Raw genomic sequence first — 25,942 nt, forward strand, 5'->3', positions numbered from 1 at the left:
GATTTTGTAGCAAACTTTGAAGGATTCTGACCATCGCTACTGCATTTCGCGACCGCCGCCACCGCGAGGAACGCCAACACCGCCTGAACCGGGAAATCATGGCCCCGGAAGTCCGCCTGGTCGGCCCGGAAAACGAGCCATTGGGTGTCATGAGCCTTTCCGAAGCCTTGCGCCTTGCGGGTGAGGCCGACGTGGATCTGGTGGAGGTCGTTGCTGCGGCCAATCCGCCCGTGTGCCGCCTGATCGAGTACGGAAAGTTCAAGTACCACGAGCAGAAGAAGGCAGCCGAGGCGAAGTCGAAGCAGAAGGTCATCGAGGTCAAGGAAATCAAGTTCCGGCCCGGTACCGACGATGGCGACTACAACATCAAGATGCGCAACATCAAGCGCTTTCTTGAAGAGGGCGACAAATGCAAGATCACGCTGCGCTTCCGCGGCCGCGAGATCACGCACCAGGAGCTCGGTCTGGCACTCTTGCAGCGCATTCGCGACGAACTGGGCGACACGATCATGGTCGAGCAGTTCCCGAAGCTGGAAGGCCGTCAGATGATCATGATGATCGCGCCGGGCCGCAAGAAGGTTGGCAGCGCGGCGCCGAAGCCGGCTGCAGACGCTGCGCCGGCAGCGGCGCCTACGGCAACCGCCTGAGGCGTTTGCAGTAGACGGGTTTTGAAGGGATTTCGCCCTGGCCCGCATTTCGAAAGAAGTGCAGGCGGGGGCGAGATAAAGAAGTGTCTCGGGGCCAACAAGTCCGTGGAGTATCCGCGGCGCCTCACGAGCACAAACTAAAGGAGCATTCATATGCCCAAAATGAAGACCAAGAGCAGCGCGAAAAAACGTTTCCGCGTTCGTCCCGGTGGCACCGTCAAGCGCGGTCAAGCCTTCAAGCGTCACATCTTGACGAAGAAGACCACCAAGAACAAGCGTCACCTGCGTGGTGCAGTCGCAGTGCATGAGACCAACATGGTTTCTGTCGCCGCCATGCTGCCCGGCCGTGGCATTTAATTCAGACGAACAAGGAGTAAACACATGCCTCGCGTCAAACGTGGTGTAACGGCTCGCGCCCGCCACAAAAAAGTTCTCGCACTCGCCAAGGGTTTTCGCGGTCGCCGCGGTAATGTCTTCCGCGTCGCCAAACAGGCGGTGATGAAGGCTGGGCAATACGCCTACCGTGACCGTCGTACCAAGAAGCGCGTGTTCCGTCAGCTGTGGATTGCGCGTATCAACGCCGCCTCGCGTGAACTGGGCCTGACCTACAGCCAGTTCGCCAACGGCATCCGCAAGGCGGGTATCGAGATCGACCGCAAGATGCTTGCGGACATCGCCGTGCACGACAAGGCCGCTTTTGCCGGCATCGTGGAGCAGGTCAAGGCCAAGCTGGCTGCTTGATTTTGCACAGCAGGTTGCCGTCTCCGGACGGCTTCTTGCGCCCACGGCTCAAGGGCTGGCGCTTGAAAAGGCTCCAGCTCTTTTTTATTTCCCCTCGAAGATTTTTGTTGCTATGAACGAGTTGGACTCCCTGGTCGACACCGCACGCGCCGCCTTCGCTGAAGCGAAAACGCCCGCAGAGCTCGAAAACGCCAAGGCCCAGTTCCTTGGCAAGTCGGGCCGCATCACCGAGCTGATGAAGGGCATGGCCGCGCTGAGTGTCGAAGAGAAGAAGTCCCGCGGCGCCGCGATCAACGTCGGCAAGCAGGCCATCGAGGCCGCACTGACCGACCGCCGCCAGCAACTCGCCGACGAAGAACTCTCGCTGCAATTGCGCGCCGAAGCGCTCGACGTGAGCCTGCCCGGCCGCCACCGCGCCGGCGGCGGACTGCACCCCGTGAGCCGCACGCTGGAGCGCATCGAAGAAATCTTCTCGAGCATGGGCTTCGACGTTGCCGACGGCCCCGAGATCGAGAGCGACTGGCACAGCTTCACCTCGCTGAACAACCCGCCGAACCACCCGGCGCGTTCGATGCAGGACACCTTCTACGTCGACCTCAAGGGCGACGACGGCATTCCTTACAACCTGCGTCCGCACACCAGCCCGATGCAGGTGCGCTATGCCCATCAGCACACCAAGAAGTACGCGGCCGAATTTGCCGCTGCTGCCGCCGACACCACCGGCACCTTGAAGGCGCCCGAGATCCGCGTGATCGCGCCGGGACGCACCTACCGCGTCGACAGTGACGCCACGCACTCGCCCATGTTCCACCAGTGCGAAGGCCTGTGGCTCGGCGAGAACGTGAGCTTCAAGGACCTGAAGGTCGTCTTCACCGACTTCTGCCGCACCTTCTTCGAGCGCGACGACCTCGTGCTGCGCTTCCGTCCGAGCTTCTTCCCGTTCACCGAGCCGAGCGCCGAGATCGACATCCAGTTCGCGAGCGGCCCGCTGGCCGGCCGCTGGCTTGAAGTCGCCGGTTCGGGCCAGGTGCACCCGAACGTCGTGCGCAACATGGGCCTGGACCCCGAGCGCTACATCGGCTTCGCCTTCGGCATGGGCCCCGACCGGCTCACCATGCTGCGCTACGGCGTGAACGACCTGCGCCTCTTCTTCGACGGCGACCTGCGTTTTCTCTCGCAGTTCCAGTAAGCACGCCCCCTCCACAGATAGAAAAACCAGATCGAGATCGAAGAGATGCAATTCCCGGAATCCTGGCTGCGCGAGTTCTGCAACCCGCCCCTCGACAGCGCCGCACTGGCCGAAACGCTCACCATGGGCGGCTTCGAGGTTGAAGAGCGCCGTCCGGTGGCGCCGCCTTTCACGCGCATCGTGGTCGGCGAAATCAAGGAAGCCGAGCAGCACCCGAATGCCGACCGCTTGCGCGTGTGTCAGGTCGACGTGGGGCAGGGCGCCTTGCTGAACATCGTGTGCGGCGCGCCGAATGCGCGCGTCGGCATCAAGGTGCCGTGCGCCCTCGTCGGCGCCGAACTGCCGCCGGGTGAAGACGGCAAGCCTTTCCTCATCAAGCTGGGCAAGCTGCGCGGTGTCGAGAGCGAGGGCATGTTGTGCTCGGCGCGTGAACTCGGCCTGAGCGAAGACCACGGCGGCCTGCTCGAACTCGACGCCGATGCACCCCTCGGCGCCGACGTGCGCGACGTGCTCAAGCTCGACGACGCACTGCTCACCCTCAAGCTCACGCCCAACCTGGCGCACGGCCTCAGTGTGTACGGCGTGGCGCGCGAACTCGCAGCGCTCACCGGCGCACCGCTGAAGACGCCGGCCATGGTGCCCGTGGCCACGTCGTTCGCCGACGTGCTGCCGGTCAAGGTCGAAGCGCCTGACCTGTGCGGTCGTTTCTCCGGTCGCATCGTGCGCGGCGTGAACACCAAGGTCGCCACGCCGCCCTGGATGGTCGAGCGCCTCGCGCGTTGCGGCCAGCGCAGCGTGACGCCGCTGGTCGACATCTCGAACTACATGATGTTCGAGTACGGCCAGCCCAGTCACATCTTCGACCTCGACAAGATCCATGGCGGCCTCACGGTGCGCTGGGGCAAGGCGGGCGAACAGCTCAAGCTGCTCAACGGCACGACGATCACCGTCGACGAGAAGGTCGGCGTCATCGCGGACGACCGCGAAGTCGAATCGCTCGCCGGCATCATGGGCGGCGACGCCACCTCGGTGTCCGACGACACGCGCAACATCTACGTCGAGGCCGCGTTCTGGTGGCCCGAGGCCGTGCAAGGCCGTTCGCGCCGCTTCAACTTCTCGACCGACGCCGGTCACCGCTACGAACGCGGTGTCGACCCGAGCCGCACGGTGCAGATCATCGAGCGGATCACGCAACTGATCGTCGAGATCTGCGGCGGCGAAGCCGGCCAGATGGACGACCAGACCTTGCGCCTGCCCGAAGCCGCGCCCGTCACGCTGCGCGTGGCCCGCGCTGCACGCGTCATCGGCATGCCGCTGACGCAGGCGCAATGCGCCGACGCGCTCAACCGCCTCGGCTTCGCCCTCACCGAAGGCGAAGGCACGTTGACCGTCACGCCGCCGCCGCACCGCTTCGACCTGCTGATCGAAGAAGACCTGATCGAAGAAGTGGCGCGCCTGATCGGCTTCAACAACCTGCCGACCACCGCACCGCTCGCGCCCATCACGGCCCGCGTGCGTCCCGAAGCACAGCGCAGCCGTTTCGCAGTGCGTCGCAGCATTGCAGCGCTGGGCTACCAGGAAACCATCAACTTCAGCTTCGTCGAAGCGCACTGGGAGCAGGACCTCGCGGGCAATGCCAACCCGGTCAAGCTGCTGAACCCCATCGCCAGCCAGATGAGCGTGATGCGCTCCTCGCTGCTCGGCTCGCTGCTGCAGGTGCTCAAGTTCAACCTCGACCGCAAGGCACCGCGCGTGCGCGTGTTCGAACTGGGCCGCGTGTTCCTGCGCGACGACACCGTCGTCACCACCGACAGCACCGTGCGCGGTGTGAACCAGCCCATGCGCGTGGCCGGCCTCGCCTGGGGCGATGCCGAGGCGTCGCGCTGGGACGGCAAGCCGCAACGCGCCGACTTCTACGACGTCAAGGGCGACGTCGAAGCGCTGCTCGCACCGCGCGTGCCGACCTTCGAGGCGGCCGAGCACCCGGCCCTGCACCCCGGCCGTTCGGCCCGTGTGCTGCTGGACGGCCAGGCCGTCGGCTTCATCGGCGAGCTGCACCCGCGCTGGCGCCAGAAGTGGGACTTCACCCAGGCGCCCGTGCTGTTTGAGCTGGACCTCGACGCCGTCACGGCGCGGGCCGTGCCCGTGGCGCAGCCGGTGCCCAAGCTCCAGGCTGTCGAGCGCGACATCGCGGTCGTCGTGGCCGAAGCGGTGTCGCACGATGCGCTGATGCAGGCCATCCGTGCGGGCGCATCCGCCTCGGGTCTGCTGCGCGATGCGACGCTGTTCGACATCTACCGTCCGCAGCCGTTGCGCGAAGGCGCCGTGGCGGCGCCGGGTGCGTTGGCACCGGGCGAGAAGAGCATGGCCGTGCGCCTGACCTTCCAGAGCGATGTCGCCACGCTGACGGACGAGCAGGTCGAACCTGCTGTCCGTGCAATCGTCGAACAACTGGGCGCCACCCTGGGCGGCCGCTTGAGGGGATGAAGATGAACGCCGCCGAATTCACGCTCGAAGCCCTCGAAACGCCGGCGCTCACCAAGGCGCACCTGGCCGACCTCCTGTTCGAGCAGATCGGCCTGAACAAGCGTGAGTCGAAGGACATGGTGGAGGCGTTCTTCGAGCTCGTTGCCGGCAGCCTCATCGAAGGCACGGACGTGAAGATCTCGGGCTTCGGCAACTTCCAGATCCGCGTCAAGGCGCCGCGCCCGGGGCGCAACCCGCGCACCGGTGAAGCCATTCCGATCGGCGAGCGCCGCGTGGCGACCTTCCATGCGAGCGCGAAGCTCAAGGAGCAGATCCAGGGCAGCATCGAGCCGCAGGACGGCACTTCCGAAGTCGAGTGGAGCCTGGGCGCGGAATAGTGCTTGGTGCTGTGCTGCCGCGTAGAGTAATCTATGAGGTTTCCCGCGCACAGTCTTGATTTCAATGGAAATAATGGAGAAAGCGCTCCCGCCGATTCCAGTCAAACGCTACTTCACCATCGGTGAGGTCGGCGAGCTTTGCGGTGTGAAGCCGCACGTGCTGCGCTATTGGGAGCAGGAGTTCACGCAGCTCCGCCCGATGAAGCGGCGCGGCAATCGTCGCTACTACCAGCACCATGAAGTGCTGATGATCCGCCGCATCCGCGACCTGCTCTACGACCAAGGCTTCACCATCAGCGGTGCGCGCAACAAGCTGCAGGAGCTCACGCAGGGCGAGCGCGATCGCCGCAAGGCAGGCGAAGTGCCGCTCGAAGGCCTGGAGGCCATCGAGATCGGCCAAGAGGAATTCGACGCTGCCGTGCAGGACGAGCCCGGGGCTGCAGCGACCACGCAGACCGTCGACCTGTCGCAGTTGTTGCACCTTCGCCGCGAGCTTTTTGAAATTCGTGAGCTGCTGACTGTCGGACACTGAATTTAGCCCGCTATAATCGAGAGCTTCGGTGTGTGGCGCAGCCTGGTAGCGCACTTGCATGGGGTGCAAGGGGTCGAAGGTTCGAATCCTTTCACACCGACCAATAATAAGTAATGAAATCAACGGCTTAGGGCTTACCACCCTAGGCCGTTTTTCTTTGTGTTTTCGATCTGGAACCACTACTGGAACCACTTGCAGTGCGCTCGGTTGGAATAACCTGACACTGACGCACCCAAACGGCCAAAAGAAAAGCCACCCGAAGGTGGCTTGGTGGGGTTAGGGGCAAGGTGCTCACCCTGCCTTTTTCGCTGGGCCCGGCTTGTAGTTGCGCTTGATCGCGTCCATCGAGGCGCCATGCAGCGCCTTTTCACGCTTGGCGATCTCCTTGAGGCCTGCTCCGAACTCTTTCTTGAAGTCCGGGTACCGATCAATGTCGAACTCGACGCCGTCGGTTTCCTTGCGAACCCAGCCCAGCATCTTTGCTTCCAGATCAGTGACCAGCTGGTTGCCCAAGATCTCTTGGAGCACTTCGAGCAGCTCGGGGTTGCGAGCTTCAAGCACGCGGGTCAGCAGGAAGGCCGGATCGATGCCGAGTGCCTTTGCGGTGACGCCCACCTTGTTCACGGGGAACGCCATGTTCCCGCTGCGCAGCATGGCCACCACGTTCGCAGAGCCGTATCCCATCTTCTCGGCGAGCTCGTAGTTGCGCATGCCAGCTTCGTCCTGGCGGCGAGCCAGAAACTCGTTGAGCGGGATGCCGGCGGCCGCGGTTTTCTTCGGGGCAGCTGCCTTCTTGGTTGCGGTGGCGTTCATTAACTTCTCCTCTTGGGAACTTTAAAAAGTGATGCTCGCGTTCATCGAAAAAGAGACTAAGCGAACACATTATATTGCTATGTACTTACATACACTGTGTGCAGATGTCAATGCTCAGCAGTGAGTGACTTTATAGCAAATGGCTTTCGCACCGCCGTGTAAGACAACTGCTCACCGCGGAAGCCACCAACAGCGGTCCAAGTGCGTCGAGCCCTATAATGTGTGCACGCTGACTCTCTTTGCTTGAGTCATATTTAAGTAAGTCATCAATTACAAACTATCGGAAATCTCAACATGGAATCGGTCGACTGCCAGTTGGTAAGCATTGAGCAAATGGCGGACATCCTCGCCACGTCCACAGAAACGAAGTCGGTCAGCGCAGGGGAGCTGAAAGCGCGGTGGCTCGACACCGGTGCCGAGACGATCATCGTGATCGAAAGCCTGGTCGGGCCGGGCCTGAAGTTCACGGGCCCTCACTAAAAGTCGGCTGCGTGAGAGCCCGGTGCAATGCCGGGCGCGCCCTCCAAGGGCTCATTTTTAAAGTTGATGCAACGAATCAACGACACGAGGTTTTTCACAATGAAGCAAGACATTCAGGTCATCCGCGACTCGATCGGGAAGATCGTCTCCATGCTCACTTCGCGCGCCATCAAGGTCACCCAGCGCGGAGTGAAGGCGTATGTGGCCTACGACCCGAAGACCGGCAAGATCAAGGTGGTCAACGTGCCGTACTTGCCCGACGACGCGACGCCCGAGTTCATCGCCGCGGTCCAGGGCTTCCTGGACCACGAGGTCGGCCACGTGCTGTTCACGGACCAGAAGGTCGTCATCGCGGCCAGCAAGCTGGGCGCCAAGGTCGCGAACCTCGCCAACATCGTTGAAGACGTGTTCATCGAGCGCAAGATGACCGAGGCGTTTCAGGGTTCGTCGCACAACCTGGAGCAGGTCCGCAAGTTCTATCTTGAGCGAATCTGTGGGAAGGGGATCACCGACGCTCTCGCCGCCGGCGACCAGAAAAAAGCGGAGGGGTATGCATTCGTCGCAGCCTTCCGGGCGTGGGCCGGCCAGACGTCCGCACAGGACTTCATCAAGCAGCCGCACGTCGCACCGTTGGTCGAACCGCTGAAGGCGAAGCTGGGCGACGACATCCTGCGCAAGCTCACCCGCGTGAGCAGCAGCCAGGAGTGCCTGGACCTGGCGCTCGAGGTCAAGAAGGCGCTCACCCTCCGCCGCCACCTCCTCCCGCGCCCCCGCCGCCCCCTGCGCCGTCAGTCCCACCCACGGCACCTCCGCCGCCGCAAGACGACGATCAGGACGAGGAGCAAGACGAAGACGACGATCAGCCGGGCAGCCCGTCGCCGGGCGACCCAAGCGACGACGACACGGGCGATGAGGGCACCCCGGAGCCGGAAAGCAATGACCTGGATGACGCGGGCAACACGTCCGACCCCGGGGCACCTTCCGCTGGTGGCGGTGGTGATGACCAGGACGAAGAGCCCGAGCCCGAAAGCGACGAAGAGCAGGGCGACGACACCGCGCAGGGCGCCCCTGCCGACCCCTCAGACGAGGGCCAAGACGACGACGCGGGTGAAGATGCTGCACCGGGCAACGCCCCCGCCGACAGCGATGCGGAGGACGACGGCAGCGACGGGTTGCAGGGCGACGGTGACGAACAGACGTCGGCGGCCGAGGGCGACAGCGAAGATGGCGCAGAGGGTGATGCAGAGTCGGGCGAAAGCCAGGCACAGGAAGAAGCTCGCACCCAAGGCGACACCAGCACGGCCAGCAAGGAGGTGCCGGGTGGCTCGAACGAAGATGCTGAAGCCACCACGAAAGACCCCGAGCGCGACCTCAGCGAGATCTTCGAGGAGAAGCGTGACTTCGACGACGCCATCAGCGAAGGTCTGACCAAGGAAGCGGAGCACCAGTTCAACTCGGCCAGCTACCAGATCTACTCCACCGAGTGGGACCGGATCGAACCAGCTCGCGAGTCCAAGATCAAGGAGAACATTGAGGCGCTCGACAAGGGCACTGAAGGAACCTTGGGCGTGATGCAGAAGCAGCTGGAGCGTGCCATCGCAGCGAAGGCGCGCAAGAGCTGGAACCCCGCCCAGCGTCGCGGCCGGATCGCACCGGGTGCGCTGTTCAAGTCTGCCGTGGGCGATGACCGACTGTTCCGCCAGCGCTTCGAGACGCAGGCGAAGAACACCGCGTTCACGCTCCTGGTCGACAACTCCGGCTCGATGGTCTATTCGGACAACCTCGTCGTCGCTGCTCGAGCCTCGTATGCGCTGTCGCAAGTGCTTGAACGCATCAAGGTCACCCACGAAGTGCTCGGCTTCACGACGTTCGAGAGCAAGGAGATGGAGCGCGCGATGGCCGATGACCTGACGGGCACCGTCACGCCCGACGACTATGCCCGCGACGAGGCTATCTACATGCCCATCTTCAAGGGCTTCGGCGAGCGCCTGGGCACGCAGGTCAAGGCCCGCTTCGCGAGCATGATCGGCTACCCGGACTTCTGCCGCTGCAACATCGACGGGGAGAGCATCCAGATCGCTGCGCACCGCCTGAAGAGCCAGCGCGCTGAGCGCCACATCATGTGCGTGCTGAGCGACGGCGACCCGAACTGCTCGCCGGGCGGCAGCTCGAACGTCAACCAGCTGCGGAACCACACCCGCGAGGCCGTGAAAAAGGTGCAGGCCGCAGGCATCGAGGTCGTGGGCATCGGCATTCGCACCACCGCCGTCAAGAGCTACTACGACAAGCACATCGTCCTGAACAACCTGGCAGAACTGCCGACCGTTGTGATGGGTCAGCTGACCAAGATGTTGCTCTCCTGACTCTAAAATAGTAAGTCAGTACTGATATACTCCAAGCGTCGGGCGCGATCATTCATTCATCGCGCTGACGCGACACCAAATTTTTAAGACTGGAGAGTTTTATGACCACCAACGCAGCGGCCCCTGCCGACGAAACCATCAAGTGCGCGATCTGCGGTGCGAAGATCCATGCGGTGCACATGCACCTGAAGTCCGACCACCCCACCGTGACGGCTGAAGAGTACCAGGCGCAGTACCCGGGCCAGCCCATGCTGAGCCAGAAGGCAATCGACGCGATCAAGAAGCGCGAAGCGGAAAAGGCTGCCCAAGCTGGGACTATTGCAACAGTAAGCAAACACACACCTTCAGCTGCCAAGAAGGTTGTGTTTCATGACCTCTTCGGCCTGGGCAAGAACGCCGCCACGCTGAGCGCCAGCGGCAAGGAAATCATGGTCACGCAGTGCGCGCCGCTGCCAGAGCACGAGTCGATGATTCCTGAAATCGACCCGAACTACGTGTTCAATCTGGACGTGCTCAAGACCATGATGATGGGCTTGGAGATGCGCATTCCCACGTACCTCTGGGGCCACGCCGGCACCGGCAAGACCACCATCTTCGAGCAGATCGCCGCGTACACGAGGCGGCCACTGTTCCGTGTGCAGCACACCGCGAACATGGAAGAAGAGCACATCGTCGGCGGCTGGCGTCTTCGCGATGGGAAAACCCACTTCGAGCTTGGCCCGCTGGGGATGGCGATGAAGTACGGGTGGCTGTACATGGCCGACGAGTACGACTTCGGCCGCCCGGAAGTGACTTCGGTCTACCAGGCAGTGCTCGAGGGCAAGCCGCTGGTCATCAAGGAAGCCGACCCCGAGAACCGCGTCATCAAGCCGCACCCCGACTTCCGCATCGTCGCCACCGGCAACACGAACGGGCAGGGCGATGAAACCGGCCTGTACACGGGCACGAACCTGCAGAACAGCGCCAACTATGAGCGCTTCGGCGTGGTCCAGCGCATGGACTACATGTCCAAAGAACTCGAGGAGCGCCTCGTCTCGCAGCAGGGCCGCATCCCGATGGCCGACGCGAAGAAGCTGGTCGACTTCGCCAAGCGCATTCGCGAAGAGTTCGACGGCGGCCGCCTGGGCAACCCCATCTCGCCACGCTCGCTGATCTACGCCGCAAAGATCGGCGTGGGCAAGCGCGACTTCAAGGCAGGCCTCGACCTGGCCTTCATCAACCGTCTCTCCAGCACCGACCGTGAAGCAGCCCGTCAAGTGGCGCAGCGCGTCTTCGCCTGATCCCCGTCCACCAGCACACCAGCCAGACACTTATGACCACCGCTGAAGCCACTCTCGCCGTCGACCTGCCCGTCAAACGCATGGGCGAAGTCCGCCACAACATGGGCGGGCGAAAGGGGCAGAAATTCGCCAACGACGGCAGCTACGAATCGGTCGAAGCCATGCTGACCCGCCTGGCGATCAAGTCGTACGCCCGCGTCCAGGCGCTCAAGCTGCCCATGAACTACGAGGATGTCCGCCAGGAGATGGATGTCTATTACCTCCAGGCATTCAAGGCTTGGCGCCCCGACGGCGGCGCCAAGTTTTCAAGCTACTGCACGACAGCGTGCATGCACAACTTCCGCAACCGCATCGAGAAGATGTGCGAGGAAAAGCGCGAGCTGGGCATGTACTCCATCGACGACCGCGCGCCCTCCATGCAGGACGAGGACGGGGACCCGATGGAGCGCCTCGGTGCCGATCTCGACGACTCCCGCCCCGAGGACCGCCTGATCGCGCGCCAGGAGATGAAGCAGCGCCTGGCAGGCTTGACGCCGGCCGCGCAGCGCTTCGTGACGGCCTTGCTGCTGAACGAGCGCGACGACAAGTTCAAAACCGGCACGGCCCGCTTCAGCAACATCGCTGTGGCCGCCGGCCTCAACGCTGCAGAGGCGCGCCGCGTTCGCGCCGAGATCACTGAGAAGTTCGGCTTCACGGAATGGTGATTGAGGCCCCGGCCTGCCATGGGATGGCTTCGGCCGTCTCTGCGCAGTCCCCGACATGCCAAGCCTGCCCGCATGCACGCAGTTGCGTGCGGGATGCTGCGCTCTTCCTGGTCGGGCTGCCCGACAGCGAGGTCGTACGCCGAGAGCGGCAACTGATCGTGGTCACAGGAAAAGCCCTTCTTCACCTGCCATTGACCCGCGTCAAGGGCGAGGGTGCCCCGCTCGTCGTGGCGAGCACCCGGGGCGTGCAGCGCGTGTCGCTGACCCCCAAGGAAGAAGCGCTGGTGCAGGGGCTACCCAAGCGCGTGGCCAGCCAGGTCCGCAGCCTGATGACCACGGGGTGGTTCGAGTTCGCCCGCGCCGAGCTGCTTGCCGGCCGCAATCCAGCCGACAAGGGCTGGAAGGACACCTACTGCCGCCAGCTGCTGGGCGGGCAAGCCACGCGCGAGTCGCTGCGCCTTGCCTTCATGCAGGAGCTGAACCTGACGGCGGCGAGCGCAAAGGTTCAGCTGTCCAACGCGCTGTCGATCTTCGCAGCGGGGAACCTGGCCGTCGAGACGGGCGGGAAGCTCCAACTGGTCGCCAACCCAGTCGACAGACCATAGATATCAACCAACGGGGAACCGAATGAATCCACTTGCCGTCGCGCTCTCGGTGCGCAGCGACTTCAGCCTGGGCGAAAGCTCGTTCCAGATCTCCAAGATCATTGAGCGGGCGAAAGAGTGCGGCTACAGCCACATCGCTTTGACCGACACCATGAGCGTGTCGTCCATGCCCACCTTCAGCGAGAAGGCGAAGAAGGCCGGCATCGAGGTCATCACGGGCTGCACGGTGATCGTGGTGGATGACCCCACCGCGAAGCTCAAGGACCGCCCGAACAACGCCTTCCGCCTGAAGGTCTACGTGAAGAGCGAGAAGGGCCTGAAGTCCCTCTTCGCCGCGCTCACGAAGTCGATGGACGCGGACCACTACTACTACCACGCGCGCCTGGGTTTTCAGGACGTGCTCGACCTGGAAGACGTGGTGGTCACCAGCGGCGACATCCAGTCGTTGTGGCACCACCCACGCGCGAGCGAGCTGCATGGCGAGCTGGCCCAGCGCTTCAAGGGCGACTACTACGTGGAGCACGTGGCCATCAACACGCCGCTTTTCGACCGCCTGAACAAGCAGGCAGAGCTGGCATCGTTGTTCACCGGCACGCAGTGGTTCGTCAGTCGGCCCGCCTTCTATGCGACGCCCGAAGACGCCAACGCGACCGACGTGCTGAAGTCCATCGCGACGAACACGCCGGTCTCCAGCCCATGGGTGCCCCGTCCGTACACGCGCAACCTGTGCATGCTGACGCCCGCGGAGTTCGCCGCCGAGCTCAAGGCGATGACCGACCGTGGCGCCGGCGCGAACGGGCGCAACTTGGCGACGACGGTCGAGATCGCCGGGAAGTGCACCTACCGCTTCGCCAAGATGGCCCCGTGCCTCCCGAAGATGGCCGACGACGAGTTCGTCGCGCTGGTCAACGGGTGCAAGGCGGGCTGGCGCGAGCGCTTCAAAGAAGAGGTCTGGGGCCACAAGCCCACCGACGAAGAGCTGGCGACGGTCTACAAGGAGCGCCTGGCGTTCGAGCTCGGCGTGCTCCGGAAGATGAACTTCAGCGGCTACTTCCTGTTGGTACAGGAGATCGTGAGCTGGGCCAAAGACAACGGGGTGCGCGTCGGGCCAGGACGGGGTTCGGTAGGTGGCTCGCTGGTCGCGTACCTCATGGGCATCACGGACGTCGACCCGATCCGCTTCGGTCTCCTGTTCGAGCGCTTCATCAACCCCGACCGTACCGACTTGCCTGACGCTGACTTGGACTTCGAGTCGGGCAAGCGCCACATGGTCGTGGACTACATCATCAACCGCTGGGGGCGCGAGAACGTCGCTGGCATCGTGAACTTCTCCACCCTCGGTCCGGCATCGGCGCTGCGTGACACAGCCCGCATGCACGAGCTGGACCCGTGGGAGTACGCCTGCTCGAAACAGATGGAGAAGGAGCACGGGGTCAGCCTGAGTCTGGCTGAATCGGCCGAGCGCGTGCCTGACATCGGCAAGTTCATGGTCGAGCGCCCGGTCGTCTGGGACCACGCGCTTCGCCTCGAAGGCGCCAACCGCACGCTGTCGCAGCACGCTGCAGGCGTGATCGTCGCGGGTGAACCCGTGACCAACCGCGCCGTCGTGCGCATGCACAAGGAAGAGGACTCGCTGCCCGTGGTGCAGTGGGACAAGACAAAGGTCGAAGACTTCGGCCTCATCAAGCTGGACATTCTGGGCTTGAACACCCTGGACCTGATCGGGACCGCGCTCGACTACATCCTCGAGCGGCATGGCAAGAAGATCAACCTGCTCAGCCTCCCGCTGGACGACAACCGCGTGCTCGAAGCCTTCGGGCGCGGGGAAACCAAGGGCGTGTTCCAGTTCGAGGGCGGGGGCATGACCAAGCTGCTCAAGGACATGGCCATGGGCGGCACGCTCACCTTCAACGACTTGTGCGCCGCGACCGCGCTGTTCCGGCCGGGCCCGCTCGACGCCGGCCTGTGTGACCGCTACGTGCAGGTGCGCCAGGGCGCGTCGCACGCCCACTACGACCACCCGCTGCTTGAGGAGTGCCTGAGCGAGACGTTCGGGGTCATCACCTACCAGGAGCAGGTGATGAAACTGTGCCGCGTGCTGTGTGGCTTCACCCCGGGCGAAGCAGACGGCGTGCGAAAAGCCATCGGCAAGAAGGACGCCGAGAAGATGGCCGAGTACGCGGTTCGCTTCGTCGCCGGCGCGGAAGCATCGGGCATGGAGAAGTACAAGGCCGAAACCCTGTGGGAAACCATTCTGGGCTTCGCGGGCTACGCCTTCAACAAGTCGCACTCAGCCGAGTACTCGCTGATCTCCTGGGTCACGATGTGGCTGAAGGTGTATTACCCTGCCGAGTTCTTCGCCGCCGCCATGACGGTGATCGACAAGGAAGAAAAGCTGGCGGGCCTGGTGCTGGACGCCCGCTCGAAGGGCCTGCAGATCCTGCCGCCTGACCTGAACATTAGCTCCAACCGCATCGAAATCGAGGGTGACGACAAGCTCTATGCGCCGTTCCAGGCGATCAAGGGCATCAGCGGCAACGTCGCTGCGTCGATCCTCAAGCTGCGTGAATACGAGGACACGTCGCTGGGCGTCTATGCCGGCGGCTTCTCGTTGAACTCCGATGGTGGTGTCATGGAGTTCGACCCGACCATCCAGAAGAAGGTGCTGGGCCGCACGCAGGTCAACTCGGCACACCGGGAGAAGCTCAGCCGCGTGGGCGCACTGTGGAACCTCGACAAGCAGGGCCACCCCGCATCCCATCCCGACCGCCTGAAGGACCGACTGGAGCTCATGCCAGGCTTCACCGTCGAACTGGTCAAAGCAGACCGCACCCTGAATGCCGAGAAGCTCGCCAAGCTGCAGATCACTCGGCTGATCGATGAAATGCGCAGCAGCGATGCCCCGAGCTTGAAGGGCAAGCCGATCCCTGTGCCCCGCATGGGCGACGCGCCGCGCTTCATGCTGGTGTTCGACGCCCCGTCGTGGGAGGAGGAGCGCGCGGGAAAGATGCTCGAAGGCAAGACCGCCGACATCGTCAAGGAGGCGCTCAAGGACGTGCAGCTCCGGGCCGCTGACGGCTACTACACCGCGCTGTGCAAGGTGGCGAAGGAGAAGGGCGCGAAGGCCATCACCAACCAGCAGATCCTGGACGGCGGCGAGTTCCTGCGCCAAGAGATCGAGATACTGAAGCCGCCCGTCATCATTGCCATGGGCTCCAACGCCGTGCGTTGGTTCTCGCCCGGGCTGAAGGGCTCGCCCGCGGACCTCGCGGGCAAGGTCGTCTACGACGCCAAGCTCGACGCATCGATCATCTTCGGGCTCAACCCCGGGATGCTCTATCACGACCCCAGTAAGATCACCCTCGTCCAAAGCGTGTTTGATCAGCTCTACACGCTCCTGTCATGAGCGAAGAAATCTGGACAGCCGTCATCGGCTACGAAGGCCGTTACGAGATCTCGGACCTCGGCCGCCGACCTGGCACGCAGGTACGGGGTGGGGCAGTACAGCATTCGCAATGCGGTCACGGCCGAACGTGGGCTCACCTGCCACTCTGACCTTCCAAGATTACGCTGGTGCAATCGGTGTTCGACCAGCTCGCCAACTTGTTGTGTGCTAACGGGACTTAGGCTCCGGAACGATCCGCCAGTTTGTGCGACAGGTCCAAGACTCCTGTTTCTCACTGTGGAATTTCTGAACAGTGCAGCGGTCGCATCCTTCGTCAACGGAGATGAAGTGACCTCTACGGTTACCCAAATGAGTTGTAGCGATGCGGCTGGCCTTTTCAAAAGCGGCCCGGCATGTTTTCTCCCTTGACCCCCCAGTCTCAGTGGCGTGGCCAGCGTTGAGTTGTCCAAAAGCCGAGGTGACGCTGATCGCCGCAATGGCGCCAACAAATAGGACACGTAAATCCATAGCTGGGACCTCACAGTTAAGTCTTGGTATGACCATTTTCTTCAGTTGACACATGAAAGGACCCCATGACAACCCGAATTCAACTCGACCTGGAAGCCCTGAACGCCTTGTCCCCCGGGGGCAGTGAAGCGCGTCTGGACCAGCTCCGAGACGTGCTGAAGGGCGTCTAAGGAAGACCCGCTTCCCTATAATGAATCAGTAACTACTGACACATTTAACGCGCCATGACTGCACCCACCACCGCACCCGTTGCATCCTCTGATGACGCTGCGCTCGACATCCTGATCGATGCGGCGCAGCTGAAGAAGGACCTGGACATCGATCCGACCTACCTGCGAGAAGAATGCGCCCGCCAGCCGGGCCTGTTCCTCATGTACGCGAATATCGCTGTGCGCGCCAAGCGTCAGCAGGATCGCTACAAGACTGTGGTGGAGATGGTGGAAGCCAAGCTCGACGCCCAGTACCGCTCCACACTGCAGGAGGAGTACGAAGGCGCGATCGCCGCCGACCCGAAGTCCCGGGTGAAGGCCCCGACCGAAGCGCAGGTCCGCTCCTCGATCGTGAACGACGTACGCTGGAAGGCAGCACAGGGCCGGCTGCACGACGCGAGTTACATCGCTCGTCTGGCCGACAACGCCGTCTCCGCGATGGAGCAGCGCAAGAAGAGCCTGGACAACATGACCTCGCTTGAAGTGAAGGGCGGTGGCGACGGCACCCGCGTGGAGCGCAACCGCTCCCAGCAGGCGAGCCGCCAAGATCTCCTCGACACGATGGCCCGCCGTCGCGATGGCGCTCCGGTTTCGGCTGCCTCGATCGGCATGGAGAACACTTGAGTCGAAATAGATGGCTCAGTACTGACACACTATAATGTAGGGGCGGGTACATAGAAGCCCGCACCTGCAAACCGACAACCAAACCCGCAAACCGAAAAGGAAAAACAGCATGTCTCTCATGGATCTCTTGAAGGAAAAGAAGCAAGCCCTCGCCGCTGGCAAGCGCGGCCGCACGGTGAAGCCGCCGCCGAACCGCAGCATGTGGCGCATCCTGCCCTCGTGGAAGGGCGCGGACCAGCAGTTCTGGCAAGACTTCGGCCAGCACTTCATCAAGGACGCTGGTGGCAACATCCTCGCGATCTATGTCGACACGGAAAAGACCTTCGGTCGCCCGTCCGAGCTGAACGCCCTGATCGGCCAGGCCATCAAGTCGTGCACCGACGACGCCACGATGCAGCTGCTCAAGGACGCGAAGAGCTCCGGCAGTGTCCTGCTGAACGCCCTGCAGACCGACAGCCCGAACCCCACCAAGGTCGAGATCCTCGAGATCCGCCCCTCGGTGTTCGAGCAGATCATCACGCTGGCCCAGGAATACGAAGAAGCGGGCGAGTCCATCTTCGACGTGGCCAAGGGCCGCGAGATCATCATCCTGCGTGAAGGCACGGGCCTGAACACCAAGTACACGGTGCAGGCCGCGGTCAAGAATCGCGTCGCCTCGGTGCCGCCCGAAGTGATGAAGCAGCTGAACGACCTGGAAGCCTACGTGGCCCAGGAATCGGCAGAAGGTTCGTTCCGCGCGCTGAACGCCGTGAAGTCGATCGCTGGTCTGCTGCCCGCTGCGGGCTCCGGCCCTGCCGGTCTGGGCGCTTCGGGCATCCCCACGGCCCGCCTGCCGTCGTCCGCCGTCGCAGCCGCGACCATCGAAGACGACTACGCCGCTGCTCCCCCTCCGGGCAAGGGCGCGACGCCCTCAGTGGAATTCGACGACGTGCCCGAGCTGGTCGCCGCACCGGCGCCGGCCGCTGCTCCCGCCGTCGCACCTGCTGCAGCGCCCGTGGCCGCAGCTGCCGTCGAATCGACGGGCGACCCCGAGCTGGACAAGCTGCTCGCCGGCCTCTAAGCCAGGCACTCAAAAGACAAAAGGGCGGGCTCTCGGGTCCGCCCTTTTTCACTGAGGACACGAATGGCAAAACACATTCAACTGATCGACGGAAACTCCATCGCGCACGCCAACCACAACGGCAGCGTGCTCACGATGGGCGGCCCTTCCGGCATGCAGGTGCAGGCGATCTTCGGGTTCCTGCGCTCGCTCAAGGCAATGCTCGAGAAGGACCCGGGCGAGCCCGTGGTGCTCTGGGACGGCAAAGCCCAGTGGCGCCTGGATATCTTCCCCGAGTACAAGGGGAACCGAACCCAGCGCGACCCCAAGCAGGAGGCGCACCACAAGGCGTTCAAGAAGCAGACGCCGATCATCGAGAAGGCGGTGGCGCTGCTCGGTGTGAAGCAGATGCGCAGCCCGCTGCTGGAGGCTGATGACCTGGCCAGGCACCTCGTGACCGCCATCGTTGCCGCAAACAAGCTGAAGGCCCCGGCCGACCGCACGCGCATCACGCTCGTGTCCGGCGACAAGGACTGGCTCCAACTGGTGCAGGAAGACGTCGAGTGGTTCGACCCGATCCGCGACCGTCGTGTCACGAGCGCCAACTTCTTCGAGTTCACGGGCTACATGACGCCCGCCGAGTTCGTCGAAGGCAAGTGCCTGCAGGGCGACTCGTCCGACAACATCCCCGGCATCTACAAGCTCGGCGAAACCACTGCGCAGCAACTGCTTGCGCGCTGGAAGTCGATCGAACGCTTCTTCGCCGAGGTCGACGCGGGCACGTACACGCCCGCCACTCGAAAGAGCAAGACCGCGACCAGCAAGCACCCCGAGGAGCTTCTGGCCAGTCCTGAGGGCAGGGTGCTTTTCAGGCGCAACGTCCAGCTCATGGACATGAAGCACTGTCGAAAGCCCGAGCAAGGCGAAATGATCATCCAGGCCGCACCGGGCAGCCGCGAAGGCTTTCTCGAACTGTGCGGGCGCCTGAGCTTCGCTTCGATGCTGCGCGAACAGGGCATGTTCCTGCGGCACTTCCCCAACTGCAAGTAAGTAAAGGATTACACACCATGACCAGCAAACTCGATTCGATGGCCGCAGAGATGGCGAAGCTCTTCGCGGAAGACAAGGAGCCCACGCCCGATCGCTTCCTGAGCACGGGCTATCCGCCCCTGGACTTGATCCTGAGCGGCAGCTACGTCGGTGGCTTCCCCGAAGGGCGCATCGCCGAGGTCTACGGGCCGCCCGCGTCGGGCAAGACGCTGCTCGCCACGCTCATGATGATCCAGGCGCAGCGCGCCGGCGGCATGGCGATCTTTGTCGACCACGAACACGCCTTCAATCAGACGTTCGCCGCCTCGTTCGGCCTGGACCTGACGTTCCCCCGCTTCATGTACATCGACCCGGACACGTGGGAGCAGGGCCAGCAGAAGGCGTTCACGGTGGCCGAGTACGTGCGCGTCAACAAGGCCATCGACGCCACCGCGCCGATCGTGATCGTGACCGACTGCATCGCCGCGGCCACACCGAAGTCGGTCAAGTACGACTCGAAGACCGGCAAGCTCAAGTCGATGGAAGACCGCAACATGAACGACACCACCGCGCTGGCTCGCGCGACGGCCGCCGTGCTGCCCCAGATTGCCGACGTGGCGCGCCAGCACAACGTGGTGGCCATCTACCTGAACCAGCTTCGCACGAAGCCTGGCGTGACGCATGGTGATCCGAGCTACACCCCGGGCGGTGGCTCGCCGGAGTATTACTCGGTCACCCGTCTGGCCGTCTCGACGGCCAAGATCATGAAGGAGGTCAACGGCAAGAAGGAGTTCGCGGGCCGCGAGATCACGCTCAAGTGCACGAAGAGCAAGACCACCCGGCCGTTCCAGGAAACCAAGCTGCGCCTGACCTACGACGCCGACGGCAAGGCGCATCTGGACTTCACCAGCGGCCTGGTCGACACGCTCGTCGAGATGGGCAAGATTGAGAAGGACGGCAAGATGGTCGTGTGGGAAGGCAAGAAGTACTGGGCCAGCGTGCTGTCGAAGAAGATCGACGATGAAGGCCGCCAGGCTGAACTCACCGCCATGCTGCACGCCTGATGGCTGCGCACATGCAGGAGGTGCTCTGCACCGTCCACGACCTGAAGTTCGCCTTCGACATTGATCGCGTGCGGGACTTGAAGGACGCGGCGGGCAAGAGTATCCACCCGGCGCTGATGCGTTGCCCGGTCTGCTCGCTGCAGGAAGTCTCGCGTCTGCGCGAGAGCCTGGAGAAGACGACCAACCAGCGTGACCTTCTGGTCCGGGCGATCGACCTGGCGAAGACGCTGCAGCCACTGTCGTAGGGCCGAGGGCGATGGTCCGCTCCCTACTATGTAGTGATGACAAAGACCATCGCTTTCTCCCACCCGCGACGTGGCCTCGAGGGCACGTTCGCCACCTTCCGCCTGGGGTCGAAGTGGGCCGAGAAGCTCACGCAGGGCGACACCGTCGAGCTGATCGATGCGCGCACCAAGCGCCCGCTGAAGACCGCCAAGGTCGTGAGCGTCACCACGGGTGAGCTTGCAGCGATGGCGAGCACCTTCGGGCGTTGGGCGCACAACTGGCAGGAGCACCCGGTCGCCGACCGACCCCAGCTGCTCCTTGAATCAATCCGCCGCAGGTTCAAGCACTGGGGTCCGAACCGAACCGCTGACAGTGCTCCCTGCTCTGTAATTTTTCTGAAAGAGGTGACAGATGAAAGCTTATGAAATCGTCAACGACGAACGTGTCGACTATGCCGAGACTCTCGCACTGGCGAAGGCCAAAGCAGTCGACTTGACGGAGATCGTCTACCTGCCGGGCGTGCGCGTCTACGAGGTCGAGATCAAGACCGACAAGGCCGCCGTCATCGGCCTGCTCAACCAGGAGCACAAGCTGCCCGCCACTGGGCTGATCGTCCGCACCGGACGCGAGTGGCGCGTCACCAACCGCGGGGGCCTCAAAGAACACATCAGTGGCTGACAGCCACCGCATCAGCGAGCCCAAGCCCGCGAAGGACGGCAACGGGACCGTCCGCCAGGTGCGTCAGAACCGTCGCAAGATCGGCGAGCTGCGCACCTACAAGCTGGCCACGGGCAAGCGCCTGAACATCTTCCATGCGCCGCGGCGCACCGACCAGCGCCTGCATGACCGCCAGGCCTGGACCGTGGACGTCGACACAGTGTCCGCCCTGCGCAACTACGGGCTCACTCACGTCCTCCTCATGGTCGAGGACGGCACCAAGTTGCTGGCGCCGGCCACGCTCTTCGGCCCCGAGGGCCTGGCGCGGGGTGTCGAGAAGCGCGTGCAGACCACGCCTGGGCGCCCGCTGCCGACGCAGTACGTGGTGCCCGATGCACTCTGGCACATCAGCCTCCCACCGCCCGAGCAGCGCAGCGAGGAGATGCTCAAGCAAGTGCGCATCAAGCGCGGTCGCCTGCCCAAAGCCAAGACCTGACCGGGACACTGTCCCTATCGAAACACGAAGGGAATCCCATGCTCATCTCCACCGCCGCCCTGTGCCTCGCCCTGAACGTCTTTCACGAGGCCCGTGGCGAGTTCATCCCGGGCCAGTACGCCGTCGCAATGGTCACGCTCAACCGTGCCGAGCAGGACCCGGCCAAGGTCTGCGACGTGGTGTTCAAGCGTCATCAGTTCAGCTGGACCAAGGACGTGAAGCTCACGAAGAAGGGCTGGGCCATCCCGGCACACCTCATCAATGCCACGAACAAGGAGCCCGAAGCCTGGGCGCTGGCATGGCGCATCGCACAGTGGTCGCTGGCCGGCAACATGCCCGACCTCACCAAGGGCGCCAAGTTCTATCACGCGAAGCGCGTCGCCCCGAGCTGGCGCCTCGCGATGACGCGGGTGAAGACCCTCGGCGCGCACGTCTTCTATCGCGCCTGACAAACAGTAAATACTGACTGTCTATCTATAATGAACCAAGCCCGCGCACGACGCGGGATTTTTATCAAAGGACTCCGCCGATGTACGCCTTGATGGCCGACCTGCACATGCACCAGTGGTCTGCATTTGCATCCATGAACCCCGACGGGGTAAACAACCGACTGCGCGGCCTGCTGGACGAGATCGAGCGCGCTTGCAAGGAGCTCTCGCAAGCCAACGACACGGACACCAACCCGACGGTCATCATGGCCGGGGACGTCTTCCATGTGCGCGGCTCAGTGAACCCGGTGGTGCTCAACAGCCTGATCGACTGCCTGGCCGCGTGCCACAAGCAGTACGGGACGCGGTTCGTCATCATCCCGGGCAATCACGACCTGGCCGGGCGCGACAGTGAGCGGTTGGGCAGTGCCGTCACGGCGCTTGAATGTGACTATGTGACCGTCACTGCGGACACGCTGACGCTGTCCGAGCACAAGGTCGCCATGATCCCCTGGCACGAGAGCACCGAAAGCCTCAAGGCCGAGATCCTCCGCGTGCGTGACGAGCTGGTCGGATCGACCACCGAAGGCAGCGTCGTGGACTGGGACCTGGTCCTGCATGCGCCCATCGACGGCGTGATCGATGGCCTGCCGTCGCACGGGCTCGACCCGGCCTGGCTGAGCGAGACGGGTTTCCGCCGCGTTTACTCGGGGCACTATCACAACCACAAGGTGTTCCCCGCAGGCCTTGCCGTGACCGAGGTGGTCAGCATCGGCGCACTGGCGCACCACACCTGGTCCGACGTGGGCACGAAGGCCGGCTTCCTGCTGGTCGACGAGGACACGATGACCTGGCGCAAGAGCCACCTTCCGCAGTTCGTCGACCTGTCGCAGCTGGTGGCCTTCGATCCCAACGACGTGCCGCTGCTGGTCGATGGCAACTATGTCCGAGTGCGCGTCGAGGCCGACAAGAGCAAGGAGGTCGAGACCGCCCGCAAGGAACTCATGGACATGGGCGCGATGGCCGTGCTCGTGCAGGCAATGCCCAAGGCCGCCGCGGTGCGCGCAGGGGCCACCGTAGCCACCGTCAACGCAGGCGCGTCGCTCGAAGCGTCGGTGTCTGAATTCATCAAGGGCATGACCGGGCTGGCGGACAGCACCCGAGTCGCGACCGCCGCTATGGACGTGCTTGCGTCCGTCGAAACCTCGGGGGACTGACACATGAAATTTCTCAGCGCACACATCGAAAACTTCCTGACGGTCGCCGCCGGCACCGTCAAGCTGGCCGACCGCGGGCTCAACCTGATCCAGGGCGTCAACGCAGACGACGATTCGGCCTCGAGCAACGGGGCAGGGAAGTCCTCCATCGTCGACGCGATCTGCTGGTGCCTGTACGGCGTCACCGCGCGCGGCGTGAAGGGGGACTCTGTCGTCAACCTCAAGGCAAAGAAGAACACCGCCGTCATCGTGATGCTGGAGAACGGTGCGACCACCTACAAGGTCGAGCGCTATCGCAAGCACGCCACGGGCAAGAACAGCTTGCGCCTGTACGCCATCACCGACCCTACCGCCCCGGGCGTGGACATGACGCGCGGGACCGACGCCGAAACCCAGAAGGAGGTCGAGAAGATCCTGGGTTGCAGCCTCGAGGTGTTCATCGCCGCGGTCTACAGCGGCCAGGAAGCCATGCCCGACCTGCCCAAGATGGGCGACCGTGACCTGAAGCGGCTGATCGAGGAGGGCGCAGGCATGCAGCGCATCGAGCGCGCTTACGCCCTCTCGCGCACCCGACTGACCAGCGCGAAGTACGTGCTGGACGGGTATGTCGCGCGGCTCGAGACCGCCAAGACCGGCCTGCTGCGCACCGAGAGCGCGCTGGAGATCCGCCGCGAGAAGGCGAAGCAGTGGAACGACGGCCGCGCCGGTGTGATCGCCGGCCTGGAAGCCCGCGTGAATGCCGCGAAGGCAGATGCCACCACAAAGGCGCTGCACGCTCAGTCCCTGAAGCCAAAGGCGGATGCCGCGACCACCCGGCTGGCCGAGATCGGCGTTTCGCTGGCCGCCCACGCAACAGCGCAGCGCGCCGCCGCCGATGCGCAGAAGGCCCTGAGCCGCGCCGAGCTGGCCGTCGAGAAGCACCAGCTGCAGCAGGCGACCGAAGCGGTCGTGCAGGCCCAGGCAGACGTGGACAACGCCGAGCAGGACCTGAGCAAACCATGCCGCTCGTGCGGGCAGCCCGGGTCGCTGCACAAGCTGGACGATTACCGTGACCACAAGCGGGCGCTCCTGGTGGCGGCGAAGGGCACACTCGAAGACCTGAAGGTCCGGGTGCGCAGCCAAGTGCTCGCCGTGCAGGCCGCAAAGACCACCCATGAAGAAGCGCTCGCCGCGGTGCCGGACGTCACCGCTCTGAACGCCGAGCGCGCTGGGTTGGAAGCCGACAAGACCGCTCTGCAGAACGCCATCCGCGTCGCCCAGACTGCCAAGCAGACCTACGACCAGGAGAAGCTGTCGCTCGACAACGCAAAGGCGGCCGTCAACCCCGAGCAGTCGGTGGTGGAGGAGCTTGAAGAGCGGCTGACCTACGACAACACGCAGATCTCCGGCTGGACGGCCGAGATTGCGAAGGCCACAGCCGAGGTGGCGGTAGCCGAGGGCGTGGTCAAGGTGTTCGGCCCCGCGGGCGTCCGGGCGCAGATCTTGGACACCGTCACGCCGTTCCTGAACGCGCGCACCGCCGACTACCTTTCGGTGCTCAGCGACGGCGCCATGCAGGCCATTTGGACCACCCTGACCAAGTCGGCCACCGGTGACCTGAAGGAGAAGTTCAGCATCGAGGTCACGCACAGCAAGGGCGCCGATTCGTTCGCGGGCCTGTCGGGCGGGGAGAAGCGCAAGGTTCGTCTGGCAACCGCGCTAGCGCTGCAGGACCTGGTGGCCAGCCGCGCGACCCAGCCGATCGATATCTGGTTCGGGGACGAGGTGGACGATGCACTCGACCCTTCGGGCCTCGAGCGGCTCATGACCATCCTGGAGCGCAAGGCGCGCGAGCGGGGAACCGTGATCGTCATCAGCCACAACTCGCTGGGTGACTGGATCGACAACGTCACTACGGTCACCAAAGCCGACGGCGTGTCGACGGTGGAGGGCGCGCTGTGCGACTGACCGGACTTGAGATCGCCAATCAAGGCGGGCCTGAGGTCATCAAGGCCTGGGTCATGTGGATGAACATGAAGCTCAAGGAAGAGCCGCTCCACCTGAAGGTAGCTGCACCGTGCTCGCTGCCTGCCCGGTTTCGCACGGGAGCCGCCAAGGTCTCCAGCTCCACGCAGTGGAGCTTCGGGGCGGGCGAGGACCTGGTCCTTCAGTCGGTCTACCAAGAGCCAAATATCCACCGCGATGCGACCACGTTGAAGGCCACGTTCGTGGCCGCGCCGACGAACCTCAAGTTGCTCAAGGACGGCTTCGCCAACATGACGCTGGAAATGGCCACTGCCTTCCAGTACTTCGACGGGCTCGAAGCCTGGGTGGGAGCCCAGATGACCGAGGCGCCTGCGCTGCACATGAAGAAGCAGGGGCCGCAGGTGTTCGCGCCGGCGATCAAGCCCGAGGAGCTGCAGGGCAGCGAAGAGTGGGGCGCCTGGTAATGGCAAGCAAGCACAACCTCAAGGCGGGCGACACCCTGTTTCTCGTGTGGAACAAGCAGTATTCCGGACCGGCAAAAACGAAGACCGTCACCATCACGCGGGTCGGGCGCGCCTACGCCTACTGGGGACTCGGCCGCAGCACCGATGAGATCGTGAGTTTGGAAGACCTGCGCTTCGGCGTGGGAGGCAACGGATATGGCTACAGCGGCCAGGCCTACCTGAGCGAGGAGCACTACGCCCGCTACGTCGAGCGAAACCAGGCATGGCGAAAGTTCGTCGCCGAGATCGAAGCCCGGGACTTCACGCGAGCCCTGGAGGCGCTGACGGTCGAGAACATCGTTGCAGCCGCCGCACAACTCGGCATTCCAGCCGAAAAAATCCTCAACTCCTGACC

General features: G+C 63.7%; 29 protein-coding genes and 1 tRNA gene. 29 read left to right on the forward strand and 1 reads right to left on the reverse strand.

Going from position 1 to position 25,942, the window contains the following annotated elements:
• Nucleotides 1-23: 23 nt before the first annotated feature.
• From infC to GFK26_RS17900, 8 genes are all read left to right on the forward strand, one after another.
• A complete protein-coding gene (gene infC, locus GFK26_RS17865; RefSeq protein ID WP_101489776.1) occupies nt 24-647 on the forward strand; it encodes a translation initiation factor IF-3 in 624 nt (207 codons plus the stop codon).
• Nucleotides 648-800: 153 nt separating this feature from the next.
• Nucleotides 801-1,004: a 50S ribosomal protein L35 gene (gene rpmI / locus GFK26_RS17870; RefSeq protein WP_007832497.1), complete on the forward strand. Its 204-nt coding sequence runs from the start codon at nt 801-803 to the stop codon at nt 1,002-1,004.
• 24 nt (nt 1,005-1,028) lie between these two features.
• The gene (gene rplT, locus GFK26_RS17875) at nt 1,029-1,388 is read left to right on the forward strand and encodes a 50S ribosomal protein L20 (RefSeq protein WP_007832499.1); all 360 of its coding nucleotides are present in this window, start codon (nt 1,029-1,031) and stop codon (nt 1,386-1,388) included.
• Nucleotides 1,389-1,500: 112 nt separating this feature from the next.
• Nucleotides 1,501-2,577, forward strand: coding sequence for a phenylalanine--tRNA ligase subunit alpha (gene pheS, locus GFK26_RS17880; protein ID WP_153283131.1), 1,077 nt, complete (start codon nt 1,501-1,503; stop codon nt 2,575-2,577).
• Nucleotides 2,578-2,622: 45 nt separating this feature from the next.
• On the forward strand, nt 2,623-5,064 hold the full coding sequence (pheT, locus tag GFK26_RS17885) for a phenylalanine--tRNA ligase subunit beta (RefSeq protein WP_153283132.1): 2,442 nt from the start codon (nt 2,623-2,625) through the stop codon (nt 5,062-5,064).
• A gap of 2 nt (nt 5,065-5,066) precedes the next feature.
• Complete coding sequence (locus GFK26_RS17890) at nt 5,067-5,441, forward strand: integration host factor subunit alpha (RefSeq protein WP_101490294.1); 375 nt, start codon at nt 5,067-5,069, stop codon at nt 5,439-5,441.
• A gap of 73 nt (nt 5,442-5,514) precedes the next feature.
• A complete protein-coding gene (locus tag GFK26_RS17895) occupies nt 5,515-5,973 on the forward strand; it encodes a MerR family transcriptional regulator (RefSeq protein WP_153286002.1) in 459 nt (152 codons plus the stop codon).
• A gap of 26 nt (nt 5,974-5,999) precedes the next feature.
• Nucleotides 6,000-6,076: transfer RNA gene (locus tag GFK26_RS17900), tRNA-Pro, on the forward strand.
• Between the two features lie 188 nt (nt 6,077-6,264).
• On the opposite strand, the gene GFK26_RS17905 is transcribed toward GFK26_RS17900, so the two are convergent.
• A complete protein-coding gene (locus GFK26_RS17905; protein ID WP_153283133.1) occupies nt 6,265-6,786 on the reverse strand; it encodes a hypothetical protein in 522 nt (173 codons plus the stop codon).
• Between the two features lie 294 nt (nt 6,787-7,080).
• Between GFK26_RS17905 and GFK26_RS17910 the strand changes: the two genes are divergently transcribed.
• The 21 genes from GFK26_RS17910 to GFK26_RS18010 all read left to right on the forward strand — a co-directional run bounded on the left by GFK26_RS17910 (nt 7,081) and on the right by GFK26_RS18010 (nt 25,940).
• Complete coding sequence (locus GFK26_RS17910) at nt 7,081-7,266, forward strand: hypothetical protein (protein WP_153283134.1); 186 nt, start codon at nt 7,081-7,083, stop codon at nt 7,264-7,266.
• Nucleotides 7,267-7,365: 99 nt separating this feature from the next.
• The gene (locus GFK26_RS34600; RefSeq protein ID WP_194273902.1) at nt 7,366-8,694 is read left to right on the forward strand and encodes a hypothetical protein; all 1,329 of its coding nucleotides are present in this window, start codon (nt 7,366-7,368) and stop codon (nt 8,692-8,694) included.
• Nucleotides 8,580-9,629 (forward strand): cobaltochelatase CobT-related protein, encoded by a 1,050-nt coding sequence (locus tag GFK26_RS17920; protein WP_153283136.1) that lies wholly within the window; start codon nt 8,580-8,582, stop codon nt 9,627-9,629. The genes GFK26_RS34600 and GFK26_RS17920 overlap by 115 nt, the downstream gene beginning before the upstream one ends.
• Nucleotides 9,630-9,730: 101 nt before the next feature.
• On the forward strand, nt 9,731-10,909 hold the full coding sequence (locus GFK26_RS17925) for an AAA family ATPase (protein WP_153283137.1): 1,179 nt from the start codon (nt 9,731-9,733) through the stop codon (nt 10,907-10,909).
• A gap of 32 nt (nt 10,910-10,941) precedes the next feature.
• Nucleotides 10,942-11,613 carry a hypothetical protein gene (locus GFK26_RS17930; protein WP_153283138.1) on the forward strand — a complete coding sequence of 224 codons (672 nt, stop codon included), beginning with the start codon at nt 10,942-10,944 and terminating at the stop codon, nt 11,611-11,613.
• A 191-nt stretch (nt 11,614-11,804) separates the two neighbouring features.
• On the forward strand, nt 11,805-12,218 hold the full coding sequence (locus GFK26_RS17935; RefSeq protein WP_153283139.1) for a hypothetical protein: 414 nt from the start codon (nt 11,805-11,807) through the stop codon (nt 12,216-12,218).
• A 22-nt stretch (nt 12,219-12,240) separates the two neighbouring features.
• Entirely contained in the window at nt 12,241-15,624 is a 3,384-nt protein-coding gene (dnaE, locus tag GFK26_RS17940) for a DNA polymerase III subunit alpha (protein ID WP_153283140.1), read from the forward strand.
• The gene (locus GFK26_RS34695) at nt 15,621-15,773 is read left to right on the forward strand and encodes an NUMOD4 domain-containing protein (protein WP_153283141.1); all 153 of its coding nucleotides are present in this window, start codon (nt 15,621-15,623) and stop codon (nt 15,771-15,773) included. The genes dnaE and GFK26_RS34695 overlap by 4 nt, the downstream gene beginning before the upstream one ends.
• Before the next feature lie 582 nt (nt 15,774-16,355).
• Nucleotides 16,356-16,964: a hypothetical protein gene (locus tag GFK26_RS17950; protein WP_153283142.1), complete on the forward strand. Its 609-nt coding sequence runs from the start codon at nt 16,356-16,358 to the stop codon at nt 16,962-16,964.
• Nucleotides 16,965-17,073: 109 nt separating this feature from the next.
• Complete coding sequence (locus tag GFK26_RS17955) at nt 17,074-18,024, forward strand: hypothetical protein (RefSeq protein ID WP_153283143.1); 951 nt, start codon at nt 17,074-17,076, stop codon at nt 18,022-18,024.
• 63 nt (nt 18,025-18,087) lie between these two features.
• Nucleotides 18,088-19,053, forward strand: coding sequence for a 5'-3' exonuclease H3TH domain-containing protein (locus GFK26_RS17960; RefSeq protein ID WP_153283144.1), 966 nt, complete (start codon nt 18,088-18,090; stop codon nt 19,051-19,053).
• A 17-nt stretch (nt 19,054-19,070) separates the two neighbouring features.
• Nucleotides 19,071-20,096 (forward strand): ATPase domain-containing protein, encoded by a 1,026-nt coding sequence (locus tag GFK26_RS17965; RefSeq protein ID WP_153283145.1) that lies wholly within the window; start codon nt 19,071-19,073, stop codon nt 20,094-20,096.
• A gap of 11 nt (nt 20,097-20,107) precedes the next feature.
• Entirely contained in the window at nt 20,108-20,341 is a 234-nt protein-coding gene (locus GFK26_RS17970; RefSeq protein WP_153283146.1) for a hypothetical protein, read from the forward strand.
• Between the two features lie 36 nt (nt 20,342-20,377).
• Nucleotides 20,378-20,746 (forward strand): hypothetical protein, encoded by a 369-nt coding sequence (locus GFK26_RS17975; protein ID WP_153283147.1) that lies wholly within the window; start codon nt 20,378-20,380, stop codon nt 20,744-20,746.
• Nucleotides 20,733-20,999 (forward strand): hypothetical protein, encoded by a 267-nt coding sequence (locus tag GFK26_RS17980; protein WP_153283148.1) that lies wholly within the window; start codon nt 20,733-20,735, stop codon nt 20,997-20,999. The genes GFK26_RS17975 and GFK26_RS17980 overlap by 14 nt, the downstream gene beginning before the upstream one ends.
• Nucleotides 20,992-21,474, forward strand: coding sequence for a hypothetical protein (locus GFK26_RS17985; RefSeq protein WP_153283149.1), 483 nt, complete (start codon nt 20,992-20,994; stop codon nt 21,472-21,474). Before GFK26_RS17980 ends, GFK26_RS17985 begins: the two co-directional genes overlap by 8 nt.
• Nucleotides 21,475-21,512: 38 nt before the next feature.
• Nucleotides 21,513-21,923 carry a cell wall hydrolase gene (locus GFK26_RS17990; protein ID WP_153283150.1) on the forward strand — a complete coding sequence of 137 codons (411 nt, stop codon included), beginning with the start codon at nt 21,513-21,515 and terminating at the stop codon, nt 21,921-21,923.
• Nucleotides 21,924-22,003: 80 nt separating this feature from the next.
• Entirely contained in the window at nt 22,004-23,119 is a 1,116-nt protein-coding gene (locus GFK26_RS17995) for a metallophosphoesterase (RefSeq protein ID WP_153283151.1), read from the forward strand.
• A 3-nt stretch (nt 23,120-23,122) separates the two neighbouring features.
• Nucleotides 23,123-25,066 (forward strand): AAA family ATPase, encoded by a 1,944-nt coding sequence (locus GFK26_RS18000; protein ID WP_153283152.1) that lies wholly within the window; start codon nt 23,123-23,125, stop codon nt 25,064-25,066.
• Nucleotides 25,057-25,548: a hypothetical protein gene (locus tag GFK26_RS18005; protein WP_153283153.1), complete on the forward strand. Its 492-nt coding sequence runs from the start codon at nt 25,057-25,059 to the stop codon at nt 25,546-25,548. The genes GFK26_RS18000 and GFK26_RS18005 overlap by 10 nt, the downstream gene beginning before the upstream one ends.
• Nucleotides 25,548-25,940 (forward strand): hypothetical protein, encoded by a 393-nt coding sequence (locus GFK26_RS18010; protein WP_153283154.1) that lies wholly within the window; start codon nt 25,548-25,550, stop codon nt 25,938-25,940. The genes GFK26_RS18005 and GFK26_RS18010 overlap by 1 nt, the downstream gene beginning before the upstream one ends.
• Nucleotides 25,941-25,942 lie beyond the last annotated feature (2 nt).

It is taken from the genome of Variovorax paradoxus, from assembly GCF_009498455.1.
GTDB lineage: Bacteria > Pseudomonadota > Gammaproteobacteria > Burkholderiales > Burkholderiaceae_C > Variovorax > Variovorax paradoxus_H.

Coding starts and splice junctions, on each gene's coding strand:
- GFK26_RS17975 (WP_153283147.1), top strand. CDS start 20,378: ATGACAAAGACCATCGCTTTCTCCCACCCGCGACGTGGCCTCGAGGGC.
- GFK26_RS18010 (WP_153283154.1), top strand. CDS start 25,548: ATGGCAAGCAAGCACAACCTCAAGGCGGGCGACACCCTGTTTCTCGTG.
- GFK26_RS34695 (WP_153283141.1), top strand. CDS start 15,621: ATGAGCGAAGAAATCTGGACAGCCGTCATCGGCTACGAAGGCCGTTAC.
- pheT (WP_153283132.1), top strand. CDS start 2,623: ATGCAATTCCCGGAATCCTGGCTGCGCGAGTTCTGCAACCCGCCCCTC.
- GFK26_RS17910 (WP_153283134.1), top strand. CDS start 7,081: ATGGAATCGGTCGACTGCCAGTTGGTAAGCATTGAGCAAATGGCGGAC.
- GFK26_RS17980 (WP_153283148.1), top strand. CDS start 20,733: ATGAAAGCTTATGAAATCGTCAACGACGAACGTGTCGACTATGCCGAG.
- GFK26_RS17960 (WP_153283144.1), top strand. CDS start 18,088: ATGGCAAAACACATTCAACTGATCGACGGAAACTCCATCGCGCACGCC.
- GFK26_RS17925 (WP_153283137.1), top strand. CDS start 9,731: ATGACCACCAACGCAGCGGCCCCTGCCGACGAAACCATCAAGTGCGCG.
- GFK26_RS17965 (WP_153283145.1), top strand. CDS start 19,071: ATGACCAGCAAACTCGATTCGATGGCCGCAGAGATGGCGAAGCTCTTC.
- GFK26_RS17895 (WP_153286002.1), top strand. CDS start 5,515: ATGGAGAAAGCGCTCCCGCCGATTCCAGTCAAACGCTACTTCACCATC.
- GFK26_RS34600 (WP_194273902.1), top strand. CDS start 7,366: ATGAAGCAAGACATTCAGGTCATCCGCGACTCGATCGGGAAGATCGTC.
- rpmI (WP_007832497.1), top strand. CDS start 801: ATGCCCAAAATGAAGACCAAGAGCAGCGCGAAAAAACGTTTCCGCGTT.
- GFK26_RS17995 (WP_153283151.1), top strand. CDS start 22,004: ATGTACGCCTTGATGGCCGACCTGCACATGCACCAGTGGTCTGCATTT.
- GFK26_RS17990 (WP_153283150.1), top strand. CDS start 21,513: ATGCTCATCTCCACCGCCGCCCTGTGCCTCGCCCTGAACGTCTTTCAC.
- rplT (WP_007832499.1), top strand. CDS start 1,029: ATGCCTCGCGTCAAACGTGGTGTAACGGCTCGCGCCCGCCACAAAAAA.
- GFK26_RS17890 (WP_101490294.1), top strand. CDS start 5,067: ATGAACGCCGCCGAATTCACGCTCGAAGCCCTCGAAACGCCGGCGCTC.
- GFK26_RS17955 (WP_153283143.1), top strand. CDS start 17,074: ATGTCTCTCATGGATCTCTTGAAGGAAAAGAAGCAAGCCCTCGCCGCT.
- GFK26_RS18000 (WP_153283152.1), top strand. CDS start 23,123: ATGAAATTTCTCAGCGCACACATCGAAAACTTCCTGACGGTCGCCGCC.
- dnaE (WP_153283140.1), top strand. CDS start 12,241: ATGAATCCACTTGCCGTCGCGCTCTCGGTGCGCAGCGACTTCAGCCTG.
- GFK26_RS17950 (WP_153283142.1), top strand. CDS start 16,356: ATGACTGCACCCACCACCGCACCCGTTGCATCCTCTGATGACGCTGCG.
- GFK26_RS17905 (WP_153283133.1), bottom strand. CDS start 6,786: ATGAACGCCACCGCAACCAAGAAGGCAGCTGCCCCGAAGAAAACCGCG.
- GFK26_RS17970 (WP_153283146.1), top strand. CDS start 20,108: ATGCAGGAGGTGCTCTGCACCGTCCACGACCTGAAGTTCGCCTTCGAC.
- pheS (WP_153283131.1), top strand. CDS start 1,501: ATGAACGAGTTGGACTCCCTGGTCGACACCGCACGCGCCGCCTTCGCT.
- GFK26_RS17930 (WP_153283138.1), top strand. CDS start 10,942: ATGACCACCGCTGAAGCCACTCTCGCCGTCGACCTGCCCGTCAAACGC.